The sequence below is a fragment of the Bacillus cytotoxicus NVH 391-98 genome (genome assembly GCF_000017425.1).
GTDB classification, from domain to species: Bacteria; Bacillota; Bacilli; order Bacillales; family Bacillaceae_G; genus Bacillus_A; species Bacillus_A cytotoxicus.
Window position 1 is genome coordinate 3711706 of record NC_009674.1, and the last position, 20329, is coordinate 3732034.

A 20329-nucleotide genomic window follows, 5' to 3' on the forward strand; every position below is an offset into this window, starting at 1 on the left:
TCTTCTTCTCCCTTTTCATATTTGGATTTATCATATCAAAAAAAGTAGTGCAAACCAATCGCACGGTCTGCACTACTTTTTAATGTTTTTTCAAATCTCTCAAATTCGATATATATAAAGCGATTATTAAAATAAGAATTGATCCAGCATATAATAACGTTTCAAATGGTTCTTCATGAGAAACAATAATTAAGCGAATAAGTGCTGTAATTCCTATATAAATAAAATAACGTAACGGGAAATGATAATTTGATTTAAAATACTTAATAATCAACGCAATGAACTCGAAATATAAAAAGTACACAATAATGCTTTCAACAAGCTTATACGATGTAAATTTTTCGGCTGAAAATATGTACTGTATAAACGTAATTGTTTCATTCACTAAAAAGATTGCTAAAACAACGGATAATAATATAATAAGCGCAATGTTTAAAATCCATTGTAAAATACCTGCGATAAAGTGATCGATATTAAATAACTTCATTTCCTTTAAAACTCCTCTTCCTATTCATACTTATATATTATAGTAAAATTATATTCTACGGAAGTTGAAGCTGTATTTCTCGCCTTTTCATTTATACTATCAGCTCTCATTTTCCCCATTATAAATGAAATAGCCAACTCAATTATTTCCTGATACCGAAACTTACGACTGTATCCTTTTCCGAATCATAGCGATAACTAATAAAATAACTGGTATTACAATTTGGAGTGGAATATGTAGAAAGATCGGGACCTTCTTTATTCCAATTTCTTCATGCTCCATGTAATTAGTCGCAATCATAATTGATAACAGAACTACTACTGCACCAAACACAACAACTATAGAACGATAGCTTTTCAATCTAAACAATTGGGCAGTTCCTACTGCGGCACCATATAGAAACGATCCCACCTTAAAAAATCCGCCGATCATCATCGTTATAATGATAGCTGCATCAATTCGTTCAATCAGATTTCCAATAGATGCCATCCTCACGATTGTAAGCAGTGGATATGTTTTCATCTTAACTAAATTGGGGCCTATGACGGAAAGAATACTGATTGTATTTACAGTTAATAGAATTCCCGCTACAAGAACCACTACCATCCCTAATTTCTTCACCTTTCTCGAATCATGTAATGCCGGCCAAAACATCATAAACAATACCATTTCACCGAATGGAAATGTGATGACAAGAGGAAAGGCTGCCTCCCATACTGGCCCGAACCCTTTTTCTAGTACAGGTGCGAGCTGTTCTATATCAACAACTTGAGAGCTGTATACAATAGCCCATGTTAATATCGCAACAAGGAACAAAAAAGGAAAGAATATCTCCCCCATACGTCCGAATACTTCAATTCCACCATGTAAACAATACACAATGACAAGCATAAAACTACCGATAACGATAATAAGAGGAGTTTTCGGCAGAAAAGTTCCCGTTATAAGTTCACCAAAATCTCTCAATACTCGTGCGGCTATATAAATAAAATAAAAAATGTAGATTACATTCAAAGGGTAACCGATAAGTTTGCCCACAATTTTAGGAATCATTTGTGTAAGTGTATCTCCCGAGTAATACTCAAATAATTTTGTATATATCCACATTAAAACGAAACCACAGAACATACCGACTAGAATGACTAACCAGGCATCTTGTTTCGCGTCTACCCCTAATCCATAAATTACTGTACTCCCCACTTCGAAAGCCATCATAATATAAAAAAGTTGCATAATTCCTATTTTTTCCCGCATCATGTCTTTTTCTCCTTTGTCTAAGGAACATACGATATTATTCTTTCACTGTGTAAGACCTCTTTTTTCTAATAAAAGTGATAAGTAACAGCACTGTCGGCATAAGCGTCATCATACACGGTATATAAAAAGGAGAGATGTTTCCTAAAAATCGAGTCATTTCCTGTCCACTAGAAAATGCCCATACACCAATTAGTATTACAAAAAAACCAAGTGGAAACACAATGGGACGGTAGTCAGACAGATGAAGCCATTGCGCAGTCCCTAGAACAAGTACATAATAAAATACGGAAATTTTGATGAACGCCCCCAACACCCAAAGAGTAATCACAATTGACTCAAGATGTTCAAAAAAAGTAGCAACACTAATGTATCGAAAAGCAGTAAACACTGGATATATATGACTAATTACTGTTCCTCCAAACAGCAAAACTCCAATTATATTAGCATAAAGCAGAATGAACATTGCGACAAACACCGAGATTATCCCCCACTTTCTCCCTTTTTCACAATCTGTTACAAAAGGAAGTAGCATAGAGATAAGAGACACTTCACTAAACCAAGCCTGTGGCACAGTTGAACCAAGGATTGAAGGCAGCACACCATGCTCCATAATTGGAAACATATTCTCTATTTTCAAGTCAGGTATAAGCAGGAAAAAGAGGACAGGTGGAAATAAAAATAGCGGAACGAACAGTTGCGATGCCCTTCCTAATACTTCTATACCACCTCGAACCGCAAACCCACAAATTAGAATCATGCTTCCAATCACTACAATAATCGGAGTCTTAGGTAAAAAAGAACCAATGACGAAATCTGCGTACTCCCTAGTTATTATGCCGCATATATGTAAAATGAAGAACAGATAGACAAGCCCAAGGATTTTTCCTGGAATCCGGCCGACGATATATTTACTATATTGTATAATCGATTTCTCTGGATAACACTTATGCAATTGATATACGACAAATACAGTAAAAAAACCATTGAGAGACGCCCAAATTGGTGAAATCCATATATCGCGCTCTGCGTGCTCACTTGTAATGGCTGGAACAATAAGAACAGCCGTTGCAATGATTGTTGGTATGATGATAAGCGCCATCTGAAACGCAGAAATTTTCCCTTTTTCAACCATTTTCTTGTCTCCTTTTTATCCTACTTTTTCTCAAGCATTTTACCAAGCGGTTTGAAAAGCTTCTCAATCATTTGCGTAGGCCCTAACATGTCCGGAAAAAACAAAAGAAGAATAGCAAGCAGGTACCCTATCGCTGTTAAGGTTATAAAGGCCACCTTCTCCTTTTTCTGATCGTGATTCATTTTTGACCACTCATATAAGGCAATGACAAGCACGCATACTGTTATTCCTACTATTGTTAGCCATTTCATTTTTTTTCGACCTCTTTTTCTTTCACTCCCACTGGTGTAGTAGACAAACCAGGTCGGCGTACACGCGTTTTCATAACAATCTTCACATCCACCTGTGGAAGAAGCTTATCCCAACGATGTTTGACCTTATCCCATTCTTTTGGATATTTGCGGTGAAACGCATCTGCAAAACCAAACGCGTCCACATTCATTTCCTTCTTCACCTGTTTCAATGCTAGGTTCATGTACTGTTTAATGTCTTTTTCTAATTCTTTTTCTACCTTCTTCACAATGTTGGGACTCATAATGTCAAAACGGCTTCCATTTTGTACAATCGTACCTTCTGATTGAACTTTCGCGACGATCTTCCACTTTCCATTCTCAATCGTAGGAAGAAGCTTTGTCTTTTGACGAACTGGATCTAACGAGATAGATTCTCCTTTTTTGGGGGTTATTGTCACCACACTCTCTTGAATTTCATTTCGCAACCATAATATCCCTCTAGTCACCTTCGTATTCATTCGACCGATCATTTTGTCCTTCTTAAAAACAGCCGTGCCAACTACAATAGCCATCGTTTCATCTTTGTTTTTTCGAGATACTGGTGGTAGCTTTTTAATCAAAGGTAGTAGAGCCACTCCTGCCTCACTTATTAACATCTGTTCAAAATCTATCACTGTAACATTTATACCGATATTCAGCTCTGATAGTTTTCGAAGCGCTTCTCCCACGTATGACTCTAAAGATGGCTGTAACTTTAGAAGATCGATTGCTTCCCCATCACTAACGAACAAATAAGCTCGTTCCCGAGGTTCTGGATGGCGAAGTAAAAAGTCAATTTGCTTATGAATATCCCCTTCTTTAGCAAACTTTTTACTAAATATATATATTTTACAGTGCCCCCAAAAGAGTTTACGTGAAAATTTTGCTTGAAGCTTTGACGCAGCATCCGCCATATTTTCTCCAATCGCAGACCTTACCAAGATCTGAGAGCCTCCACCACTTCCTCCTCCTGCCTCGGACTGTCCTCCTTTCACAGCCCGAGGCACCAAAATTTGAACAGTAAGCCTAATGTTTTTCCCTTTTTCTTTGTCAATGCCAGTCCCCAACACTAGCGCTGTGTCATTCACTTCTCTTCTGTCCCAACAACCAGAAAGTAAGAAACTAGCTAACAAAAAGAGAAGAATGAGAAACACGTTTATGATGTTCCGAGATAAGAGATTCATGCTTGTTCACACCCTTCTCCTCATATCTTTCCTCTATAAATCGTCTCCCTCGCTTGGATTTGGTTTTTGGCTAGGGGGCTGTCGGTATCGATTGAATTCATTAGTTAAATGGGGACGTGTATTCATCTTCCACCACGGAACTCGAATCAAAGTATCTTTCAGCTCATGTGCATTCATCGGAGCGATTGGTGTAAGGTATGGAATATCAAAAGAGCGCAATGCACATAAGTGAATGACAATTGCAATCACCCCAAGCATAACCCCAAGTAATCCTAGGGAGCCGGCAAGAAACATAATTGGAAAGCGTAACATCCGCAACGCAATCCCTTGTGTATAATGCGGTACCATAAAAGAAGAAATGCCTGTAATCGCAACAACGATAATCATCGGAGTGGAAACGAGACCCGCTTGAACAGCAGCTTGCCCAATAACTAGAGCTCCAACAATACTAACAGCTGCTCCTACCTGTTTCGGAAGTCGAACCCCCGCTTCGCGCAGTGCTTCAAACGTAATCTCCATCATTAATGCTTCTATAAGAGCTGGAAAAGGAACTGTTTCCCGCGAAGATGCCATACTAATCAGCAAAGATGTCGGCACCATTTCCTGATGATACGTGAGCACAGCTACATAGATAGAAGGTAAAACAAGAGAAAATATCATAAATACAAACCGCAACAGACGAATAGCTGAACTAATTAAGAAACGTTGGTAATAATCTTCAGGCGATTGAAGTAAAGAAAAGAAACTAATCGGAGCAATTAAGACAAAAGGTGTACCATCCATCAGAATTACTACACGTCCCTCTAAGAGATTCGCAGCAGCTACATCCGGCCGTTCTGTATTAATAAGTTGCGGAAAGGGGGAATAAGGATTATCTTCAATCAATTCCTCGATATAACCACTTTCTAATATGCTATCTATGTCAATGCGCCGCAATCGGTTTTCAACTTCCTCAATTAGTGTTTCATTCGCAAGTCCTTCTATATAAGCAATTACAACCGAAGTATCCGTATAGCGACCGGTTTGTATTAATTTCATCTTGAAATTAGGACTTTTGATTCTTCTGCGAAGTAAGGAGGTGTTAACTGACAATGTTTCCACAAAACCTTCACGCGGTCCTCGTACGACATTCTCAGCTACCGGTTCTTCAATTGAACGCTTTTCCCATTTCGCAAGCCCTAACGCGAGCCCTGACATTTCCTGGTGCACGAGAAGTACAGGGTTTCCGCTGGAGATATTCTCTATACAATCTGTAAATGTCCTGACTTCTTTCGTCTTGGAAAGATGTATCTGTTTTTCTAACACTTCCAGTGGATTAAGCCCGCCCCCCTCCACTTCCGACATAAGTGGAGAAAGCACATGAGTATGAATCTCCTCTACATTAGATAATCCTTCTACATAAATAAGAACTGCTCTCATTTGTCCACGAATCAAAAACATATGAAAAACCACATCAAAACAATCCTGATACATAGAGCGAAGAATCTCTAAATTTTCATCTAGATCCGAAGAAAGTAAAACTTGTTGTTGCTGATCAATCTTTTTTTGATTCTTTTGAAAAAACATGAACAGCTCCTTTCTTTTATTCCATGTTGTATGAAAACTACCCTTATCTTGCGATATATCTAGAAAATCTATCCAATATAATTAAAAAATTCTTCAATTTATTTATGACTCTTTAAATTGACTGACAGAGAATTGAACCACATTATATTTTAAAGGCTGTTAAATCATATTTTCTTCCCTTCTTTTCACCTGTGTACGGAATTTGCATCATGTGCATTAACCTCTTTATAACTGAGCTGGATTCGATGTTTAGAAATTCTTTTAACTCTCTATTTGTAACCGTCGTTCCTAAAAGAAGCGCATAATCTTGCACAGCATATGTATGTGCTTCTATGGAAAAAGCATTGCACTTCGGACAACGCCATCCAGTTCTTACTTTCATCATTACAAAAGACAAACATTCTGAACACTGTATACCTTTTTGTAATTCCTCTTTTGTAATATTATGTTGCTCAAGAAGATTTTGTTGTAATGGGGAATGTTCGATCATAATATGTTCTACTAATTTTTCTAATTTCTTGGCTGATAACTGTTTCTTTACATGTACATTTTCTAACTGCTTAATTTTATTTGGGAGATTTGCACTATGGGTAATATTTTGGAGAAGTTCTGGATTATGAAATGAAGTTTTAATAATTGTACGCGGTGTACTAATCACAATGAGGGACTCAATTGGAAGGTTAGAAATACCATATAAATGAAGCCACTTTCGAAATTGCACTTCTTGTCTTTTTATTTGCAATATCGGGTCTGGAAATCCTTCTGAATGTTGCTCTGATATGCGGATGAGCTGATGAAATTCCGTATCAAAAAACAATGTCCCTGTTATATTTTTAATTTCTAGAAAGAGTATAAAGCGTGAGGATATGATGAGGGTGTCAATTTGAAAAAAATGCTTCTGATCAAAGAGTCTTATATCATGCAAAATATAATACTCCTTATCTGGTAGAAAGCTAAGCGGGTAATCTACCGCTTGTTCTCCTTTATATCCAGCATTCTGTTTCGCAAACTTTTCAGCAATTCTATCTCTTTTTGGGTGATTTGCAGGCAATCTTCTCAATAATGCTTCTAATTGACGCAAATAAATCGGCTTTTTCCGTTCTTTCACAATCATTTTCAGCACCCCTTTAAAATATATCGGGGCTTCGACATGGAATATCAACATCTCGCCAAATTTTTTCCGTAAAATGTGATTCAAACCATAAACTCGCCTCATTTTGAAGCATAAGTTTACCGTAAATCACAGTTTTTAGAAGCGTTCTTTATAAAATTTGAAACATACTATTGCCAAAATTTGTTTCCCCCCTTAACTTTGCCAAGAATAGCTTGTCCCCTCAAATGTCACTTCCAATTATTTACCAAAAATTAAAACAAATATACAAACAATGACTTAAGAAGAGAAGATAAACTAAAAGGAGACCTACGAAAAACGTTGGAGAAATTATAGGAAGTCTCACTAACGAAAGGACTTAAAACTCACGCCAAGAATTTTTTTGAAAGTTATCATTGTATTTTCCTTTTGAAATTCCTCCTGTAGATTGATTCCTCTATAAGATAAAGTTAAGTTCATAAACAATGATAATGAAAAAGCAAGTTCCCTCAATTAACAGGTCACTTGCTTTAACTTCTATCATGTTCTTAGCATGCTTCACCAGAGTATCTTCTACATCAGCTTCCATCACCACATATATAATAGTGAGCTCCATTATATAATGAATTTAAAGAAATCATCCTGTATAAACCGTTGCGATAATCACTCTTATTTTATGGATACGCCCTATCATTACTGCCTAGATCTAATTAACAAGGAACGAAATTTTCTACACGTCGCAAGTTCATTTATCCACAATATAATTAATGTGCGCCACTTAATTTAACTAGAATCTTTGCTTGAGACTTATCATGAATTAATGCTTCAAAGCCTTGTTCAGCAATATTATCTATATCAACTTTACTTGTAATAATTGATTGCGCCGGTAATCTTCCATTAGCAAGTAATTCAATGACCTCGTTATAAGTTTCATTGCTATATCCCACAGATCCCATTAATTTTACGCCGCTAAAGAGTAGGGATGAAGGAGCATTAAATTGGATATCCTGGGTGTGAAAGCTGATAACCATCATTGTGCCACGAACTTTAGTTGATTGAATGGCTTGATTAAATGTTGACTCAACACCTGCAGCTTCAAATACAACATCTGCTCCATCTGGGAATAATTTACGAATTTCTTCAACAGGGTTCACTTCTCTAGCATTAAAGACGTGTGTTGCACCCAATTCAGTTGCTTTGTCGAGTCGACTATCCAATAAATCGACAACAATAATATTAGAAACACCTGCAGCTTTTGCCCCTAATACAGCAAATAGCCCGATAGGACCTGCGCCATAGACAACAATAGTATCTCCTTCTTTTACATTTGAATCCTTAACTGATTGAAAAGATACAGCTGCTGGTTCTACCATTGCTGCTAATTCTAGTGGTAAAGTATCTGGAATTTTAAAAATCGTTTTTTGTGGAAGTATCGCGTATTCTGCAAACCCTCCGTCGATTTGTGCTCCAACCGCGTCTAAAGTGATGAAACGTTCAATTTCAGCATTTGAAGGATCTTTAAGCATCATTGGATAGATACATACTCTGTCACCTTCTTTAAATTTCGTAACATGAGAACCTACCTCTACAATTTCACCAGAAAACTCATGTCCGAGTACCATATTCCTATTCATTGGCACTGAATCCGGATGCAAGTATGCATGTAAATCAGAACCACAAATACCAGTCCATGCTACTTTAACTTTCACATCATTGGGTTGTAATTCTTTCACTTCTCTTTCCTCAATACGAATATCTTTTTCACCATACCATACTGCAGCCTTCATAAAAAATCCTCCTTTAAATCATTCAAATATTATATATAATTTTTCATGTAACTTTAGATTGTAATTCATGTTTTAAAACATGAAAGCAATTTTCTTTTGCTCTTTAACCTTCCCCATCATTCCTTTCCTCCTTTGCTATGTTCATTAATCTATCATAGGTTTTGAAGGAATTCGATGAGCAAAAAATAGCATATATCTCAAAGTGAGACATATATTTCAAAGCGGTTCATTTATCTATAAATTCTTAGAAATCTGAATTAATTCTTCTTTTGAATATGGATATTCATTTCCTATCCATTTTTTTATAATCTCAAAAAAACCACTACAGTAGAAATCACATAGTACCCTTGGATAATCAGAGTTTTGAATTCGTTTGGAAAGTGGATCATTATATTCCATTGAATTTTCATATAAATTTTCTGCACCAAACTGAATTAATTTTTCGTATAACTCAAGGCTATTATTTTTACTGGTAATATTAAAAAACAATGTACGATTAACATCTATGTATTCGATTATCTCCTCAAACAATGTACGTTCTAAATCGGAACCTTGCTTTGTTTGTTCAAAGAGGTTTATTGCAATGGAATTTGACACCTCACTAAATAACACATATTTATCTTCGTAATGACGGTAAAATGTGCTTCTATGAATCATTGCTTTTTCACAAATATGATTAATTGTGATGGATGAAAATGTTTTTTCTTTTAATAATTCCATGAACGCATCTTTTATTATGTTTTTTGTGCGTAAACGTGTAAAATTGCTCAATTCAAGTATCCTCCTATATTTAACTCCTAAGTAATGCTTGAAATTATAATAGTTTTGACTGCATAGTCCTGTTTCTTTTAGTATGCCTAAATCCATAATAATATGGAATTCTTTCTCCTAAATATAATACTTTTTATGAGACTGAGATGGATACTATAGACTTGTATTCATTAAAAAATAAAATGAATGAAAATTTTAGCTTGATGGCTCTAATTTATGAATAAAATTGGCTCTGGCACTTATACCAGAGCCAAAATGCTTATTTTATATGAAGTAGTTCACTTTTCACAGGGAAAGAACTTAATCCATATATAGTACTACTATTTGAGATAGGAGTGGGAAGATTCTGGTCAATAAACGAAAATGATTTATATCTTTTTATTAATTCCGTCAATACAATTTTAGCTTCTAATCTAGCTAGAGGAGCGCCTAAACAAAAATGGATTCCATGTCCAAATGTAAGGTGAGGATTTCGCCTGCGATATATGTTGAAACTATCAGCATCTTTAAATTGATACGAGTCACGGTTAGCCGATCCAACCCATGCTGAAACGATTTGATCTACTTGTAAAGTTTGGCCTTTTAATTGAATCTCTTTTTTTACTCTGCGTACAACCCTTTGAACTGGTGAACGATACCGTAATACTTCTTCAATTGTTTTTGGAATAAGAGATAGATCCTGTTGTAATTGCTCATAAACATTTGGATGTTCTATTAAACAATATAGCGCGTTTCCAAGTAAATTCGTTGTTGTTTCATTTCCTGCTACTAATAGCAGTTTACAAAACGCTACTAATTCCTTGCTCGAGATATTTATATCCGCTTCACTTTGAACTAATAAAGAAATAATGTCATTTGAATCTTTTTTGGCTTTTCCTCGATTGAGTTGGATAATTTCTTCAAAAAAATTCCCTAATTCATTTTCTGCTTGTAAACGTGTATGAAAAAATTCTTTCAAATAATCCGGATCTTCATGACTGGGTGAACTTACAATAATATCAGACCATTTCTTGAATCTTTCCATATCCTTAGCAGAAACTCCTAACATTTCAGCAATTACTATAACTGGTAACGGATAAAATAACTCCCTTACAATATCAAAAGTTTTGTGATTTGATAATTGATTGAGTATATCGTTTGTGATTTGCTGGATTCTAGGCTCCCATTCTCTTAATGCTTTAGGAGTGAAAGACCGATTTACAATAGACCGCATTTGCGTATGCTTTGGTGGATCCATCCCAAGGATACTTTGTGGAAATGGTGACTTTTTCTTCTCGGGCATAATATTAGAAAAATACTCTTTATCCTCTAAAACAGTTTTTACGTCTTCGTACAAAAAAACATTCCACATGTCTGCCTGATGATTAAAACAAATAGGCTCCTTTTCCCGCATCTCTTTGTACCATACAAATGGTTTATACGGTTCTTCTAAAGCCTGTTTTCCTATCAGCTTATTTGTAGGAATCATATCAATTGATTGATAAGGTGTTTTCATGTATAACAATCTCCCCTCAAAAAATAATTTCCATTACACCAAATACAATTCACCGAATAACATTCGGTGTAGTGAGGATTATACAACAACAAACGAAATTTTCAAACTATTTTTTGATTTTAAGATAAACTAAGGAGAATTAACGTTGTATAAAAAAATCTGTCAAAGAGAAAACAACAAGCTCTATGCTTTCTTGCCCTATTTTTTCTATTTAAGTCTGTTTGGTTTTAGATCAGCTAAACTAAAAGAAAAAGCATGATCCTTCTTTATACTGCAAGAAGGGCATTCTTTTTTTGTTTACAATACAACATATAGACCCCACATCGATTCATTTCAAAGTAGTTCATTCCCCATTAGATATTTTTCTATCCCTCGGAAAGGGAGAATAACGGTCAAAGCACATGTAAAAAGTCAATAAAATCAATATTTCATAAATGCTGATTATGGTACCATATATACTTTATACCGTTACAAATTTATCGAGAAATGAACCACTTTGAGATATATGTCGCATTTTGATACATATACGCATTTTTGTTTGTCGCTTTCCATTAATACCTATGATAAATTGCTAAACATAGCTAGCTTACAATTAAATTTCTAAAAATAATATTTCACCTTTCATATCATAAAAAATTAAAAAGGAGTTTTTAAAATGAAGAATCGAGTACATCCAGAGTTATTACCAGGGTTAGAAATGTATCCAGATCAAGATTTACGCCCAGAGTGTTTGCAAGCAATGAGAGAAGAAGCTGCACAAGTCTTCCCAGCTACCGTTGTTGATGAATCTCTTTCGTTAACAGAGGAATTCATTGAAGGACCTGATGCGAATCCAGTACGAATAAAAATTTATCGTCCAAAATCAAATAATGAAGCCTTACCTTCCCTGTTATGGATACATGGTGGTGGTTATATCCTAGGCTCTATAAATGATAATGAAGATCTTTGTGTAAAATTTGCAAAAGAAGTTGGTTGTGTGGTCGTTTCTGTAGACTACCGTTTAGCTCCTGAACATCCTTATCCAGCTCCAATTGAAGATTGTTATGCAGCATTAAAATGGATTGCTGATAATGCAGAAGCATTAAACGTTGATTCAAATCGAATTGGTGTTGCAGGAGTAAGCGCTGGGGGCGGACTTACAGCAGCATTAACATTATTAGCTCGTGATCGACAATACCCTTCTATTTGTTTCCAAATGCCACTTTATCCAATGATTGATGATCGTAATAATACACCTTCTACAAATGAAATTACAGAAGGGTTTGTTTGGAATCAAAAGTCAAATGAAGCTGGCTGGAAAATGTATTTAGGAAAATTACATGGAACGGATCATATTCCTGCCTATGCAGCCGCTGCTCGAGCAGAAGATTATCGTAATCTGCCACGTACCTACACATGTGTTGGTCAATTAGATCCATTCCGTAGTGAAACATTAACCTACGTAACAAAACTTGCAGAAGCTGGTGTTGATGTTGAATTTCATCTATATCCTGGAGCTTATCATGGGTTCGAAATGTTCCACCCAGATGCTGATATATCTATTCACGCTTTGAATGATTATGTACGAGCAGTTAAGACTGGTTTGGCAAAAAAGTAGCTAAGTTAGCGACTTAATCCCTTTACAAAAGAACCACCCGCAAATGAATTGGATCCAAAAAGTTGGACACATATTTAAGCAGCTAATAAGGATTGAACTCTGTATTGTACAGGGGGCAATCCTTTTAATGTTTTTATGAGATATTTGCCTTTCTTAAGTTGATAGCAACAGGGTAGCACCACATCACCATCAATCTAAAAAGAAAAAGTTTTCAAAAATAACCCAGGTAACTATATAAGAATAAATTTACGTTTTAAAATGTAAATTTGAATTAAAGTCTTCATATTTGTAAAAAAGACAAGAAACTTTGAAGAAAGTTACGCCATAAAAAAAGAGACGATACTTTAAAAGCTTAGCTTGATGAGTCTTATTTATATATAATCGGCCCTAGTGCAGGTAGGTGCACTAGGGCCGAAATATTTATTCTATATGGATAATTTCACTTTTTACTGGAAAAGTTTTTAATCCATATAAAGAACGACTATTTGAGATAGGAATGGGAAGATTATGGTCAATAAACGAAAATGATTTATATTTTTTTATTATTTCTGTCAATACAATTGTAGCTACTAACCTAGCTAGTCGAGTACCTAAGCAAAAGTTGATTCCATAACCAAACCCAAGATGAGGGTTTCGCGGACGATGTATGTTGAAACTATCAGCATCATTGAAATACTGAGAGTCACGATTAGCTGATCCAATCCAAGCTGAGACGATTTGATTTACTTTTAAAGTTTGGCCATTTAATTGCATTCCTTTTTTTACTCTACGTACAATTCTTTGAGCTGGTGAACGATAACGTAATACTTCCTCAATTACTTTTGGAATAAGAGATAGATCCTGTTGTAATTGCTCATAAACATTTGGATGTTCTATTAAACAATATAGCGCGTTTCCAAGTAAATTCGTTGTTGTTTCATTTCCCGCTACTAATAGTAGTTTACAAAAAGGTACTATTTCCTCGCCTGAAATTTTATTGTCTGCTTCATTTTGAACTAACAAAGAGATAATATCATTGGAATTTTCTTTTGAATTTCCTCGCTTGATTTGTAGGATTTCTTCAAAAAATTCCCCTAATTCATTTTCTGCTTGTAAACGCATATGAAAAAATTCTGTTAAATAATCCTGATCATCATGATTCGGTGAACTTAAAATACTATCAGACCATTTCTTAAACCTTTCCATATCATTAGCGGAAACCCCTAACATTTCAGCAGTTACTATAACTGGTAAAGGATAAAACAACTCCTGTACAATATCAAAAGTTTCACGATTGGATAATTGAATAAGAATATCTTCTGTGACTTTCTGGATTCTCGGCTCCCATGCCTCTAATACTTTAGGAGTGAAAGACCGATTTACAATAGACCGAATTTGCGTATGCTTTGGCGGATTCATCCCAAGGATACTTTTAGAAAATGGAAGAGTTTTCTTCTCGGGCATAATTTTAGAAAAATGTTCTTTATCCTCTAAAACTATTTTTACATCATCATACAAAAAAACATTCCACATATCAGCCTGAGGATTAAAACAAATAGGTTCTTTTTCCCGCATTTCTTTATACCATGCAAATGGTTCATATGGATTTTCTAAGGCCTTTTTTTCTATTAGCTTATTTGTAGGAATCATAACAATTGATTCATAAGTTTTTTTCATATATGAAAATCTCCCCTCAAAAAATCAGTTTCATTACATAGAATTTAATTCACCGAATGTTATTCGGTATAATTAAAATTATATAACAATCAACCATGTTTTCAACCCACTTTTTCATTTCTAAGATATCAGTTAATATATAATCAAGGAGGAATAAACTTTGTGTAAAAAAAATCTGACCAAAAGAAAACAACAAGCTCTACTAACACAGAGCAATATATCTCAGGTATTTTTGAATTTAACGAAAGAAAAAAAATTTGAGAATATAACAATTGAAGATATTTGTAAAAGAGCAAATGTCTCAGTAGGAACTTTTTATCATTATTTCTCTTCCAAAGAGGATATTTACAAAAAAATATTTCAACAAATTGACGAAAACCTACACGTTGAATTAGAAAATATCGATCAACATACAACAGTGCAAACGACTATTTTAAATTTCTTCCAATGCATAGCTGAATATACAACTAAATTAGAGTTACATATAAATCTTCTTAATGATTTAAACAAAAGATCGTTTATATATGAGCCTTCATTAATTTACAAAACTCTAAAAGGTTTCGTTTATAAAGGACAACTCGAAAAAGAATTAACAAATGATATGAGTGTAGAAGAAATAACAACGTATCTTTTTACTTTTGCTAGAGGGCTTATATTAGATTGGTGTATTTTAGAGGGAGCATACTCTTTAGAGCAGAGAATGGATACTTATATGAAATTAGCATTGAAGTCTTTAAAACCATAAATTTCATTCAAGCTCTATGCTTTCTTGCCCTATTTCTTATATTTAAGTCTGTTTGGTATCAAAGCAGCTAAACTAAAAGAAAAAGCACCAACCTTCTTTCTACTATAAGAAAGAAGGCTGGTGCTTTTTCTTTTTTATAATACAACATATAAATCCCACATCAATCCATTTCCAGTCCCTTGATTCCTAATCTCGAAGAAGGCAATACGGGATAAAATACGTGTATAAAGACACCAGTCATGAATAAATTTGATTACTGATTTTGGTACTGTTTATATTTTCTACATATCGTTAGAAGTTTATTGAGAAATGAACCAATTTGAGATTTTTGTCTCATTTTGAAACATATACACATTTTTGATTATCGTTTTCCCCTAATGCCTATGATAAATTACTAAACATAGCTAGTTTAAAAATAATATTCCACCTCTCATAAAAAATAAAAAAGGAGTTTTTAAAATGAAGAATCGAGTACATCCAAAGTTATTACCAGCGTTAGAAATGATTCCAGATTTTGAGTTACGTCCAGAGAACTTGCCAGCAATGAGAGAACAAGCCGCACTAATCTTACCAGATATTATTGGTGATGAATCACTTTCGATAACAGAGGAAATCATTGAGGGGCCTGATGCGAATCCATTGCGATTAAAAATTTATCGTCCAAAATCAAATGATCAATCCTTACCTGCCCTGTTATGGATACATGGTGGCGGTTATATCTTAGGGTCTGCAGATGAGAATGATATCCTTTGTGTGAGATTTGCAAAAGAGGCCAACTGTATGGTCGTTTCTGTAGACTACCGTTTAGCTCCTGAACATCCTTATCCAGCTCCAATTGAAGATTGTTATGCAGCACTAAAATGGATGGCTGATAACGCAGAGGCTTTAAACATTGATTCAAATCGAATTGGGGTTGCAGGAGCGAGCGCTGGTGGCGGACTAACAGCAGCATTAACGTTATTAGCTCGTGATCGACAATATCCTTCTATTTGTTTCCAAATGCCGCTTTATCCAATGATTGATGATCGTAATAATACGCCTTCTGCGAATGAAATTAAAGAAGGATTTACTTGGAATCAAAAGACAAATGAAGCTGGATGGAAAATGTATTTAGGAGAATTATATGGAACGGATCATATTCCTGCTTATGCAGCCGCTGCTCGAGCAGAAGATTATCGTAATTTACCACGCACCTACACATGTGTTGGTCAATTAGATCCATTCCGTAGTGAAACATTAACCTATGTAACGAAACTTGCAGAAGCTGGTGTTGATGTTGAATTCCATTTATACCCTGGAGCTTATCATGGGTTTGAAATGTTACCTTCAGATGCTGATATAACTATTCACGCTTGGAATGATTATGTACGAGCAGTTAAGACTGGTTTGGCAAAAAAATAACTGAATTAGAGAATTCCTTTCTATATAAAATTTTTCAAAATAAAGGAGAGGCTTTTATGAAAAATAGAGTACATCCAGAATTAAAAGAAATGTTTTCTGTATTACCAGCAATAGATAATAGTCCAGAAAATTTCCAACAATATAGAACGTGGGCTAATGAAACTTTTGCTGCAACTGATTTAACGTCGAATAATAAAATTACCGTATCCAATCGATTCATACCTGGCCCTGAAGGAGCACCAGAAGTTAGAGTTCGTATTTATGAACCAACTAAAAGTACAAAAGATTTACCTGGTGTTCTCTGGATTCACGGTGGTGGATATACAGTGGGATTACCCGAAATGGATGATAAACTTTGTGAAAAATTTGTATTGGAAGCCAACTGTGTAGTGGTTTCAGTTGATTATCGATTAGCACCGGAAAATCCATTCCCTGCACCACTTGAAGACTGCTATGCAGCTTTACAGTGGGTTTCTGGTAATGCAGAAGATATCGGGATCGATTCTTCTCGAATTGCAATTGCCGGAATGAGTGCAGGGGGTGGACTTACAGCAGCCCTTGCTCTTTTAGCAAGAGATAGGAAGGGACCTTCAATCATATTCCAAATGCCGCTATGCCCAATGATTGATGATCGTAATATTACACCTTCTACTTTTGAGATAACGGATCCAAAAGTATGGAACAGAGAAGCTAATATTTCTGGCTGGAAAATGTATTTAGGCTCAGCTTACGGTGAAGAGGTATCCCCATACGCTGCACCAGCTCGTGCAACTGACCTTACAGGACTTCCACCAACTTATACATGTGTTGGTGAATTGGACCCATTCCGTGACGAAACAATTGAATACGCGAATAGACTACTTCAGGCAGGAGTACCAACAGAATTCCATGTTTATCCTGGCGGCTACCACGGATTCGAATTAATAGTGCCTAATGCTGAAATTAGCCAAAGAGCTGAGAAAGAATATATCAGTGCATTAAAGCGAGCATTACAAAAAACAGAAATGTAAAGGTAAGTGTAATAAAAGATTGATTTACTACTATTTATTTCCCAAAGCTACTCTATTCAATGATTGATGATCGCAATAATACACCTTCTGCGAATGAAATTACAGAAGCTTGTATTGGGAATCCAACATCAAATGAAGTTGGTTGGAAAATGGAGTTTTTGTATTTACTGTTAAATAAGAATTGAAGAATATTTTTTAATCAAACTTTATTCTAAAGCTACACCATAAGAAAAAAACATAACCTTGTCCCAAAACAAAAGCATTAGTAATTCATCATAAAAAGTGCTCCTAGCTAAATCAAGGAGCACTTTTTATGAAACATTATTTTTTATTAGCTTATGAATCACTTTATTATAACAACCATGTTTTACTACTTGCCTAACATCATCTACAACAATTGTATTCTGTAGAACACTCACTACATATCCCGTTAATTGTAAATTAGGATTTTTACGATATGAAAATTGAACATAATCTCCAATTGTTATCTTTGTTTTATGCTCCATTTTGTCCCTCCTTAAATCATCATTAATTATTGATTAGGTTTCCCTTTTATTGCTTCTTCATACTGTTTGGTAAGTTTATAAATTGAAAAGCCTAGTAATTATTAGGCTTTTTGTTTAATTCATTTATGTTCTACATAATAAATCTCAAAGTAAAACATCTATTCAAAAGTTACCATTCTAACACCTTTTTTGAAACCCAATGTATAATGCTATGAGCATTTACAACACATTCTTGGTCGCTGTTGATAAGAAAAACCACAGCAATTGCTGTAGTTTTTCTTATTGACACTGTGAAATTATAATTTCCTATCCTAAATAAGCTTAGTTCTCATATTTATCTTTCTATAGATCTTTAACTTGTCAAGTGACAAAAAAGTTGCTTAATTTACAATAAAGTCTTTTAAAAAATAATAAAGTTGTTTAAAAAATGGGAGTTATTCTATTCAATAATTGGGCCATTTAATTTAATAGTTCGTCTTTTAAATATTCCCGCAATTTTCTATGTTAAAATTAATGTTGGAGGTGTTTCTTATGGAGGAATTACAAGAAATTTTAGAGAAAAGCAACTATACATATGCAATAATTCAACACGAAAAACCGATACACTCAAGACAAGATGGCTCAGAGTATTTTGGGATTGAAGTTGGGCAAACAGCTCCAACGATGATACTAAAAACCGATAAAGGCTTCTTTGGGCTAATTGTATCTGGAAGCCGTAGTAAAATTAATTTTGAGAAAATAGCTGATATTTTAGGTTGTAGTAAAGTGAAATTAGCATCTCCAGAGGAAGTTCAAAAAGTTACAGGCTTTCAGGTAGGAAGTGTTCGTATGGTAGGTCTTGATTTACCTTGTGTGATAGACAAACGACTTTTCCATTATGATTATATTTACGGAGGTACTGGTCAATCAACATTTACTTTAAAACTTGAACCACAAGCCTTAAATAAATTAAATCAAGTGATCGCAACATTCGATTAATAGGGAATACTACATTTTCTTGTTTAACAAACGGGTGCCATTTTTTGAATAAAACCTAAATTTTCAAACGACTTTATTGTTATATTTTTTAGTGTAGTGAAGTATCTTACATCAAGATTAAACAACTATATTTTTAACCCCGTCCTAAATTTAGAACGGGGTTATACTTGTTTGAGCTTTTAAATTAAATAACTTTATTGTCATTTTACATAACTCATGGGGAAAAATGAATTTCTTAGCTTGTTGGGTATGTAGTGCTCTTCCTATAACCAATCCTATATAATTAGATGTATTCAATCTTTTGAACCATAACCTTGCCAAAATGGCAAAGTTATGGTTCAAATCACATAAAATAAAAAAACCACCAAATATGTATTGGTGGAGACGGTGGGAGTCGAACCCACGTCCAAAAGTATTGGCACTTAAGCTTCTACGAGCATAGTCGATATATTAGCATTTCGCAAACTTTTCGGCCTATCGACAGGCTTCCAAGTCGCTAGTCTGATTGTTCTCTTCCTTTGCCCTCAGACGGTGAGCTCCGGCGTAGTCCACTTAGAGTGAGTCCCTTACCCTACCACATGGACGATGGAGGGAGGAACCGCTAAGCTGTATTAAGCAGCTAAAGCGAAGTTGTTTTGTTGTTTGCCAGTTATAGGCTTTGACGTTTTAACGAGGCCGATCCCCTCGACTCGCAACTTAAGCTCAAACTACCCCTGTCGAATCCGTAACGTCCCCATATAAGAAATGGAGCATACGAAGTATATGCGTGATAGCTACAAATGAGCTGTTTTTCAATGTTCACTGGCCTTACATGAATTATTATATCATACGTTCGACATTTTACAAATGTAAATTTCTGTATTACATCTTTTGACGATCACGGAAAGCACGTGCAATTTCACGTTTTGCTTCTTTTTCTTTTAAGTCATGACGCTTATCATATTGTTTCTTACCGCGAGCTAAGCCAAGTGCCATTTTTGCAAATCCATTTTTTAAGTAAATTTTTAGCGGAACAAGTGTATAACCTGTCTCTTTTGTATAGCCAACTAGTTTCTGAATTTCTTTCTTGTGAAGAAGTAATTTTCTTGTGCGAAGCGGATCATGATTGAAGCGATTCCCTTGTTCATATGGACTAATGTGCATATTATGTACCCAAACTTCACCATTATGTACGCGAGCAAAAGCATCTTTTAAGTTAACGCGTCCAGCACGAATGGCCTTAATTTCCGTTCCTTGAAGGACAAGCCCCGCTTCGTATGTTTCGTCGATGAAATAATCATGAAATGCTTTTTTATTTTGTGCAATAACTTTACCGCTACCTTTTGGCATTTTACGTCCCTCCTCTATCTGTACCATTTTAACAAAAGTCATGAAAAAGTGGAAGTGGCTCGCTCG

Annotated in this window: 18 protein-coding genes, 1 other RNA gene and 1 pseudogene; 6 read left to right on the plus strand and 14 right to left on the minus strand. The window is 35.1% G+C overall.

From position 1 onward, the window contains the following. Positions 1 to 79 precede the first annotated feature (79 nt). The 10 genes from psiE to BCER98_RS18505 form a co-directional block, all read right to left on the minus strand. The gene (gene psiE, locus BCER98_RS18460) at positions 80 to 487 is read right to left on the minus strand and encodes a phosphate-starvation-inducible protein PsiE (RefSeq protein WP_012096108.1); all 408 of its coding nucleotides are present in this window, start codon (positions 485 to 487) and stop codon (positions 80 to 82) included. Positions 488 to 649: 162 nt separating this feature from the next. After that, complete coding sequence (locus BCER98_RS18465) at positions 650 to 1744, minus strand: GerAB/ArcD/ProY family transporter (RefSeq protein WP_012096109.1); 1095 nt, start codon at positions 1742 to 1744, stop codon at positions 650 to 652. Between the two features lie 34 nt (positions 1745 to 1778). Next, on the minus strand, positions 1779 to 2876 hold the full coding sequence (locus BCER98_RS18470) for a GerAB/ArcD/ProY family transporter (protein WP_012096110.1): 1098 nt from the start codon (positions 2874 to 2876) through the stop codon (positions 1779 to 1781). Between the two features lie 20 nt (positions 2877 to 2896). Further along, positions 2897 to 3127 (minus strand): hypothetical protein, encoded by a 231-nt coding sequence (locus BCER98_RS18475; RefSeq protein WP_012096111.1) that lies wholly within the window; start codon positions 3125 to 3127, stop codon positions 2897 to 2899. Next, positions 3124 to 4332 carry a Ger(x)C family spore germination protein gene (locus tag BCER98_RS18480; protein ID WP_012096112.1) on the minus strand — a complete coding sequence of 403 codons (1209 nt, stop codon included), beginning with the start codon at positions 4330 to 4332 and terminating at the stop codon, positions 3124 to 3126. The genes BCER98_RS18475 and BCER98_RS18480 overlap by 4 nt, the downstream gene beginning before the upstream one ends. A 33-nt stretch (positions 4333 to 4365) precedes the next feature. Next, on the minus strand, positions 4366 to 5898 hold the full coding sequence (locus tag BCER98_RS18485; protein ID WP_012096113.1) for a spore germination protein: 1533 nt from the start codon (positions 5896 to 5898) through the stop codon (positions 4366 to 4368). Positions 5899 to 6040: 142 nt separating this feature from the next. Continuing rightward, entirely contained in the window at positions 6041 to 7012 is a 972-nt protein-coding gene (locus tag BCER98_RS18490) for a nuclease-related domain-containing protein (RefSeq protein WP_012096114.1), read from the minus strand. Between the two features lie 740 nt (positions 7013 to 7752). Beyond that, entirely contained in the window at positions 7753 to 8775 is a 1023-nt protein-coding gene (locus BCER98_RS18495; protein ID WP_012096115.1) for a 2,3-butanediol dehydrogenase, read from the minus strand. A 234-nt stretch (positions 8776 to 9009) separates the two neighbouring features. Next, positions 9010 to 9546, minus strand: a complete 537-nt coding sequence (locus tag BCER98_RS18500) for a TetR/AcrR family transcriptional regulator (protein ID WP_012096116.1) — start codon at positions 9544 to 9546, stop codon at positions 9010 to 9012. A gap of 259 nt (positions 9547 to 9805) precedes the next feature. Then, on the minus strand, positions 9806 to 11041 hold the full coding sequence (locus BCER98_RS18505) for a cytochrome P450 (protein ID WP_012096117.1): 1236 nt from the start codon (positions 11039 to 11041) through the stop codon (positions 9806 to 9808). Positions 11042 to 11696: 655 nt separating this feature from the next. On the opposite strand from BCER98_RS18505, the gene BCER98_RS18510 reads away from it, so the two are divergent. Further along, positions 11697 to 12638, plus strand: coding sequence for an alpha/beta hydrolase (locus tag BCER98_RS18510; RefSeq protein WP_012096118.1), 942 nt, complete (start codon positions 11697 to 11699; stop codon positions 12636 to 12638). 420 nt (positions 12639 to 13058) lie between these two features. Here the strand turns inward: BCER98_RS18510 and BCER98_RS18515 are convergent, their stop codons facing one another. Further along, on the minus strand, positions 13059 to 14294 hold the full coding sequence (locus BCER98_RS18515) for a cytochrome P450 (RefSeq protein ID WP_012096119.1): 1236 nt from the start codon (positions 14292 to 14294) through the stop codon (positions 13059 to 13061). 160 nt (positions 14295 to 14454) lie between these two features. Between BCER98_RS18515 and BCER98_RS18520 the strand changes: the two genes are divergently transcribed. The 4 genes and pseudogenes from BCER98_RS18520 to BCER98_RS22305 all read left to right on the plus strand — a co-directional run. Then, on the plus strand, positions 14455 to 15039 hold the full coding sequence (locus BCER98_RS18520) for a TetR/AcrR family transcriptional regulator (RefSeq protein ID WP_012096120.1): 585 nt from the start codon (positions 14455 to 14457) through the stop codon (positions 15037 to 15039). A gap of 459 nt (positions 15040 to 15498) precedes the next feature. Continuing rightward, entirely contained in the window at positions 15499 to 16440 is a 942-nt protein-coding gene (locus BCER98_RS18525; RefSeq protein ID WP_012096121.1) for an alpha/beta hydrolase, read from the plus strand. A gap of 56 nt (positions 16441 to 16496) precedes the next feature. After that, the gene (locus tag BCER98_RS18530; protein WP_012096122.1) at positions 16497 to 17450 is read left to right on the plus strand and encodes an alpha/beta hydrolase; all 954 of its coding nucleotides are present in this window, start codon (positions 16497 to 16499) and stop codon (positions 17448 to 17450) included. 50 nt (positions 17451 to 17500) lie between these two features. Then, positions 17501 to 17602 (plus strand): annotated as a pseudogene (locus BCER98_RS22305) (alpha/beta hydrolase); the annotation flags it as partial. A gap of 159 nt (positions 17603 to 17761) precedes the next feature. Here BCER98_RS22305 and BCER98_RS18535 read toward each other — a convergent pair. Then, positions 17762 to 17956 (minus strand): hypothetical protein, encoded by a 195-nt coding sequence (locus BCER98_RS18535; RefSeq protein ID WP_012096124.1) that lies wholly within the window; start codon positions 17954 to 17956, stop codon positions 17762 to 17764. A gap of 531 nt (positions 17957 to 18487) precedes the next feature. Here BCER98_RS18535 and BCER98_RS18540 point away from each other — a divergent pair. Next, entirely contained in the window at positions 18488 to 18934 is a 447-nt protein-coding gene (locus BCER98_RS18540) for an aminoacyl-tRNA deacylase (protein WP_012096125.1), read from the plus strand. Between the two features lie 376 nt (positions 18935 to 19310). Here the strand turns inward: BCER98_RS18540 and ssrA are convergent. Further along, positions 19311 to 19669, minus strand: a transfer-messenger RNA (tmRNA) gene (gene ssrA, locus BCER98_RS21475). A gap of 126 nt (positions 19670 to 19795) precedes the next feature. Then, entirely contained in the window at positions 19796 to 20263 is a 468-nt protein-coding gene (gene smpB / locus BCER98_RS18545; protein ID WP_012096126.1) for an SsrA-binding protein SmpB, read from the minus strand. Between the last annotated feature and the right edge of the window lie 66 nt (positions 20264 to 20329).

Coding starts and splice junctions, on each gene's coding strand:
- psiE (WP_012096108.1), bottom strand. CDS start 487: ATGAAGTTATTTAATATCGATCACTTTATCGCAGGTATTTTACAATGG.
- BCER98_RS18465 (WP_012096109.1), bottom strand. CDS start 1,744: ATGATGCGGGAAAAAATAGGAATTATGCAACTTTTTTATATTATGATG.
- BCER98_RS18470 (WP_012096110.1), bottom strand. CDS start 2,876: ATGGTTGAAAAAGGGAAAATTTCTGCGTTTCAGATGGCGCTTATCATC.
- BCER98_RS18475 (WP_012096111.1), bottom strand. CDS start 3,127: ATGAAATGGCTAACAATAGTAGGAATAACAGTATGCGTGCTTGTCATT.
- BCER98_RS18480 (WP_012096112.1), bottom strand. CDS start 4,332: ATGAATCTCTTATCTCGGAACATCATAAACGTGTTTCTCATTCTTCTC.
- BCER98_RS18485 (WP_012096113.1), bottom strand. CDS start 5,898: ATGTTTTTTCAAAAGAATCAAAAAAAGATTGATCAGCAACAACAAGTT.
- BCER98_RS18490 (WP_012096114.1), bottom strand. CDS start 7,012: ATGATTGTGAAAGAACGGAAAAAGCCGATTTATTTGCGTCAATTAGAA.
- BCER98_RS18495 (WP_012096115.1), bottom strand. CDS start 8,775: ATGAAGGCTGCAGTATGGTATGGTGAAAAAGATATTCGTATTGAGGAA.
- BCER98_RS18505 (WP_012096117.1), bottom strand. CDS start 11,041: ATGAAAACACCTTATCAATCAATTGATATGATTCCTACAAATAAGCTG.
- BCER98_RS18510 (WP_012096118.1), top strand. CDS start 11,697: ATGAAGAATCGAGTACATCCAGAGTTATTACCAGGGTTAGAAATGTAT.
- BCER98_RS18515 (WP_012096119.1), bottom strand. CDS start 14,294: ATGAAAAAAACTTATGAATCAATTGTTATGATTCCTACAAATAAGCTA.
- BCER98_RS18525 (WP_012096121.1), top strand. CDS start 15,499: ATGAAGAATCGAGTACATCCAAAGTTATTACCAGCGTTAGAAATGATT.
- BCER98_RS18530 (WP_012096122.1), top strand. CDS start 16,497: ATGAAAAATAGAGTACATCCAGAATTAAAAGAAATGTTTTCTGTATTA.
- BCER98_RS18535 (WP_012096124.1), bottom strand. CDS start 17,956: ATGGAGCATAAAACAAAGATAACAATTGGAGATTATGTTCAATTTTCA.
- BCER98_RS18540 (WP_012096125.1), top strand. CDS start 18,488: ATGGAGGAATTACAAGAAATTTTAGAGAAAAGCAACTATACATATGCA.
- smpB (WP_012096126.1), bottom strand. CDS start 20,263: ATGCCAAAAGGTAGCGGTAAAGTTATTGCACAAAATAAAAAAGCATTT.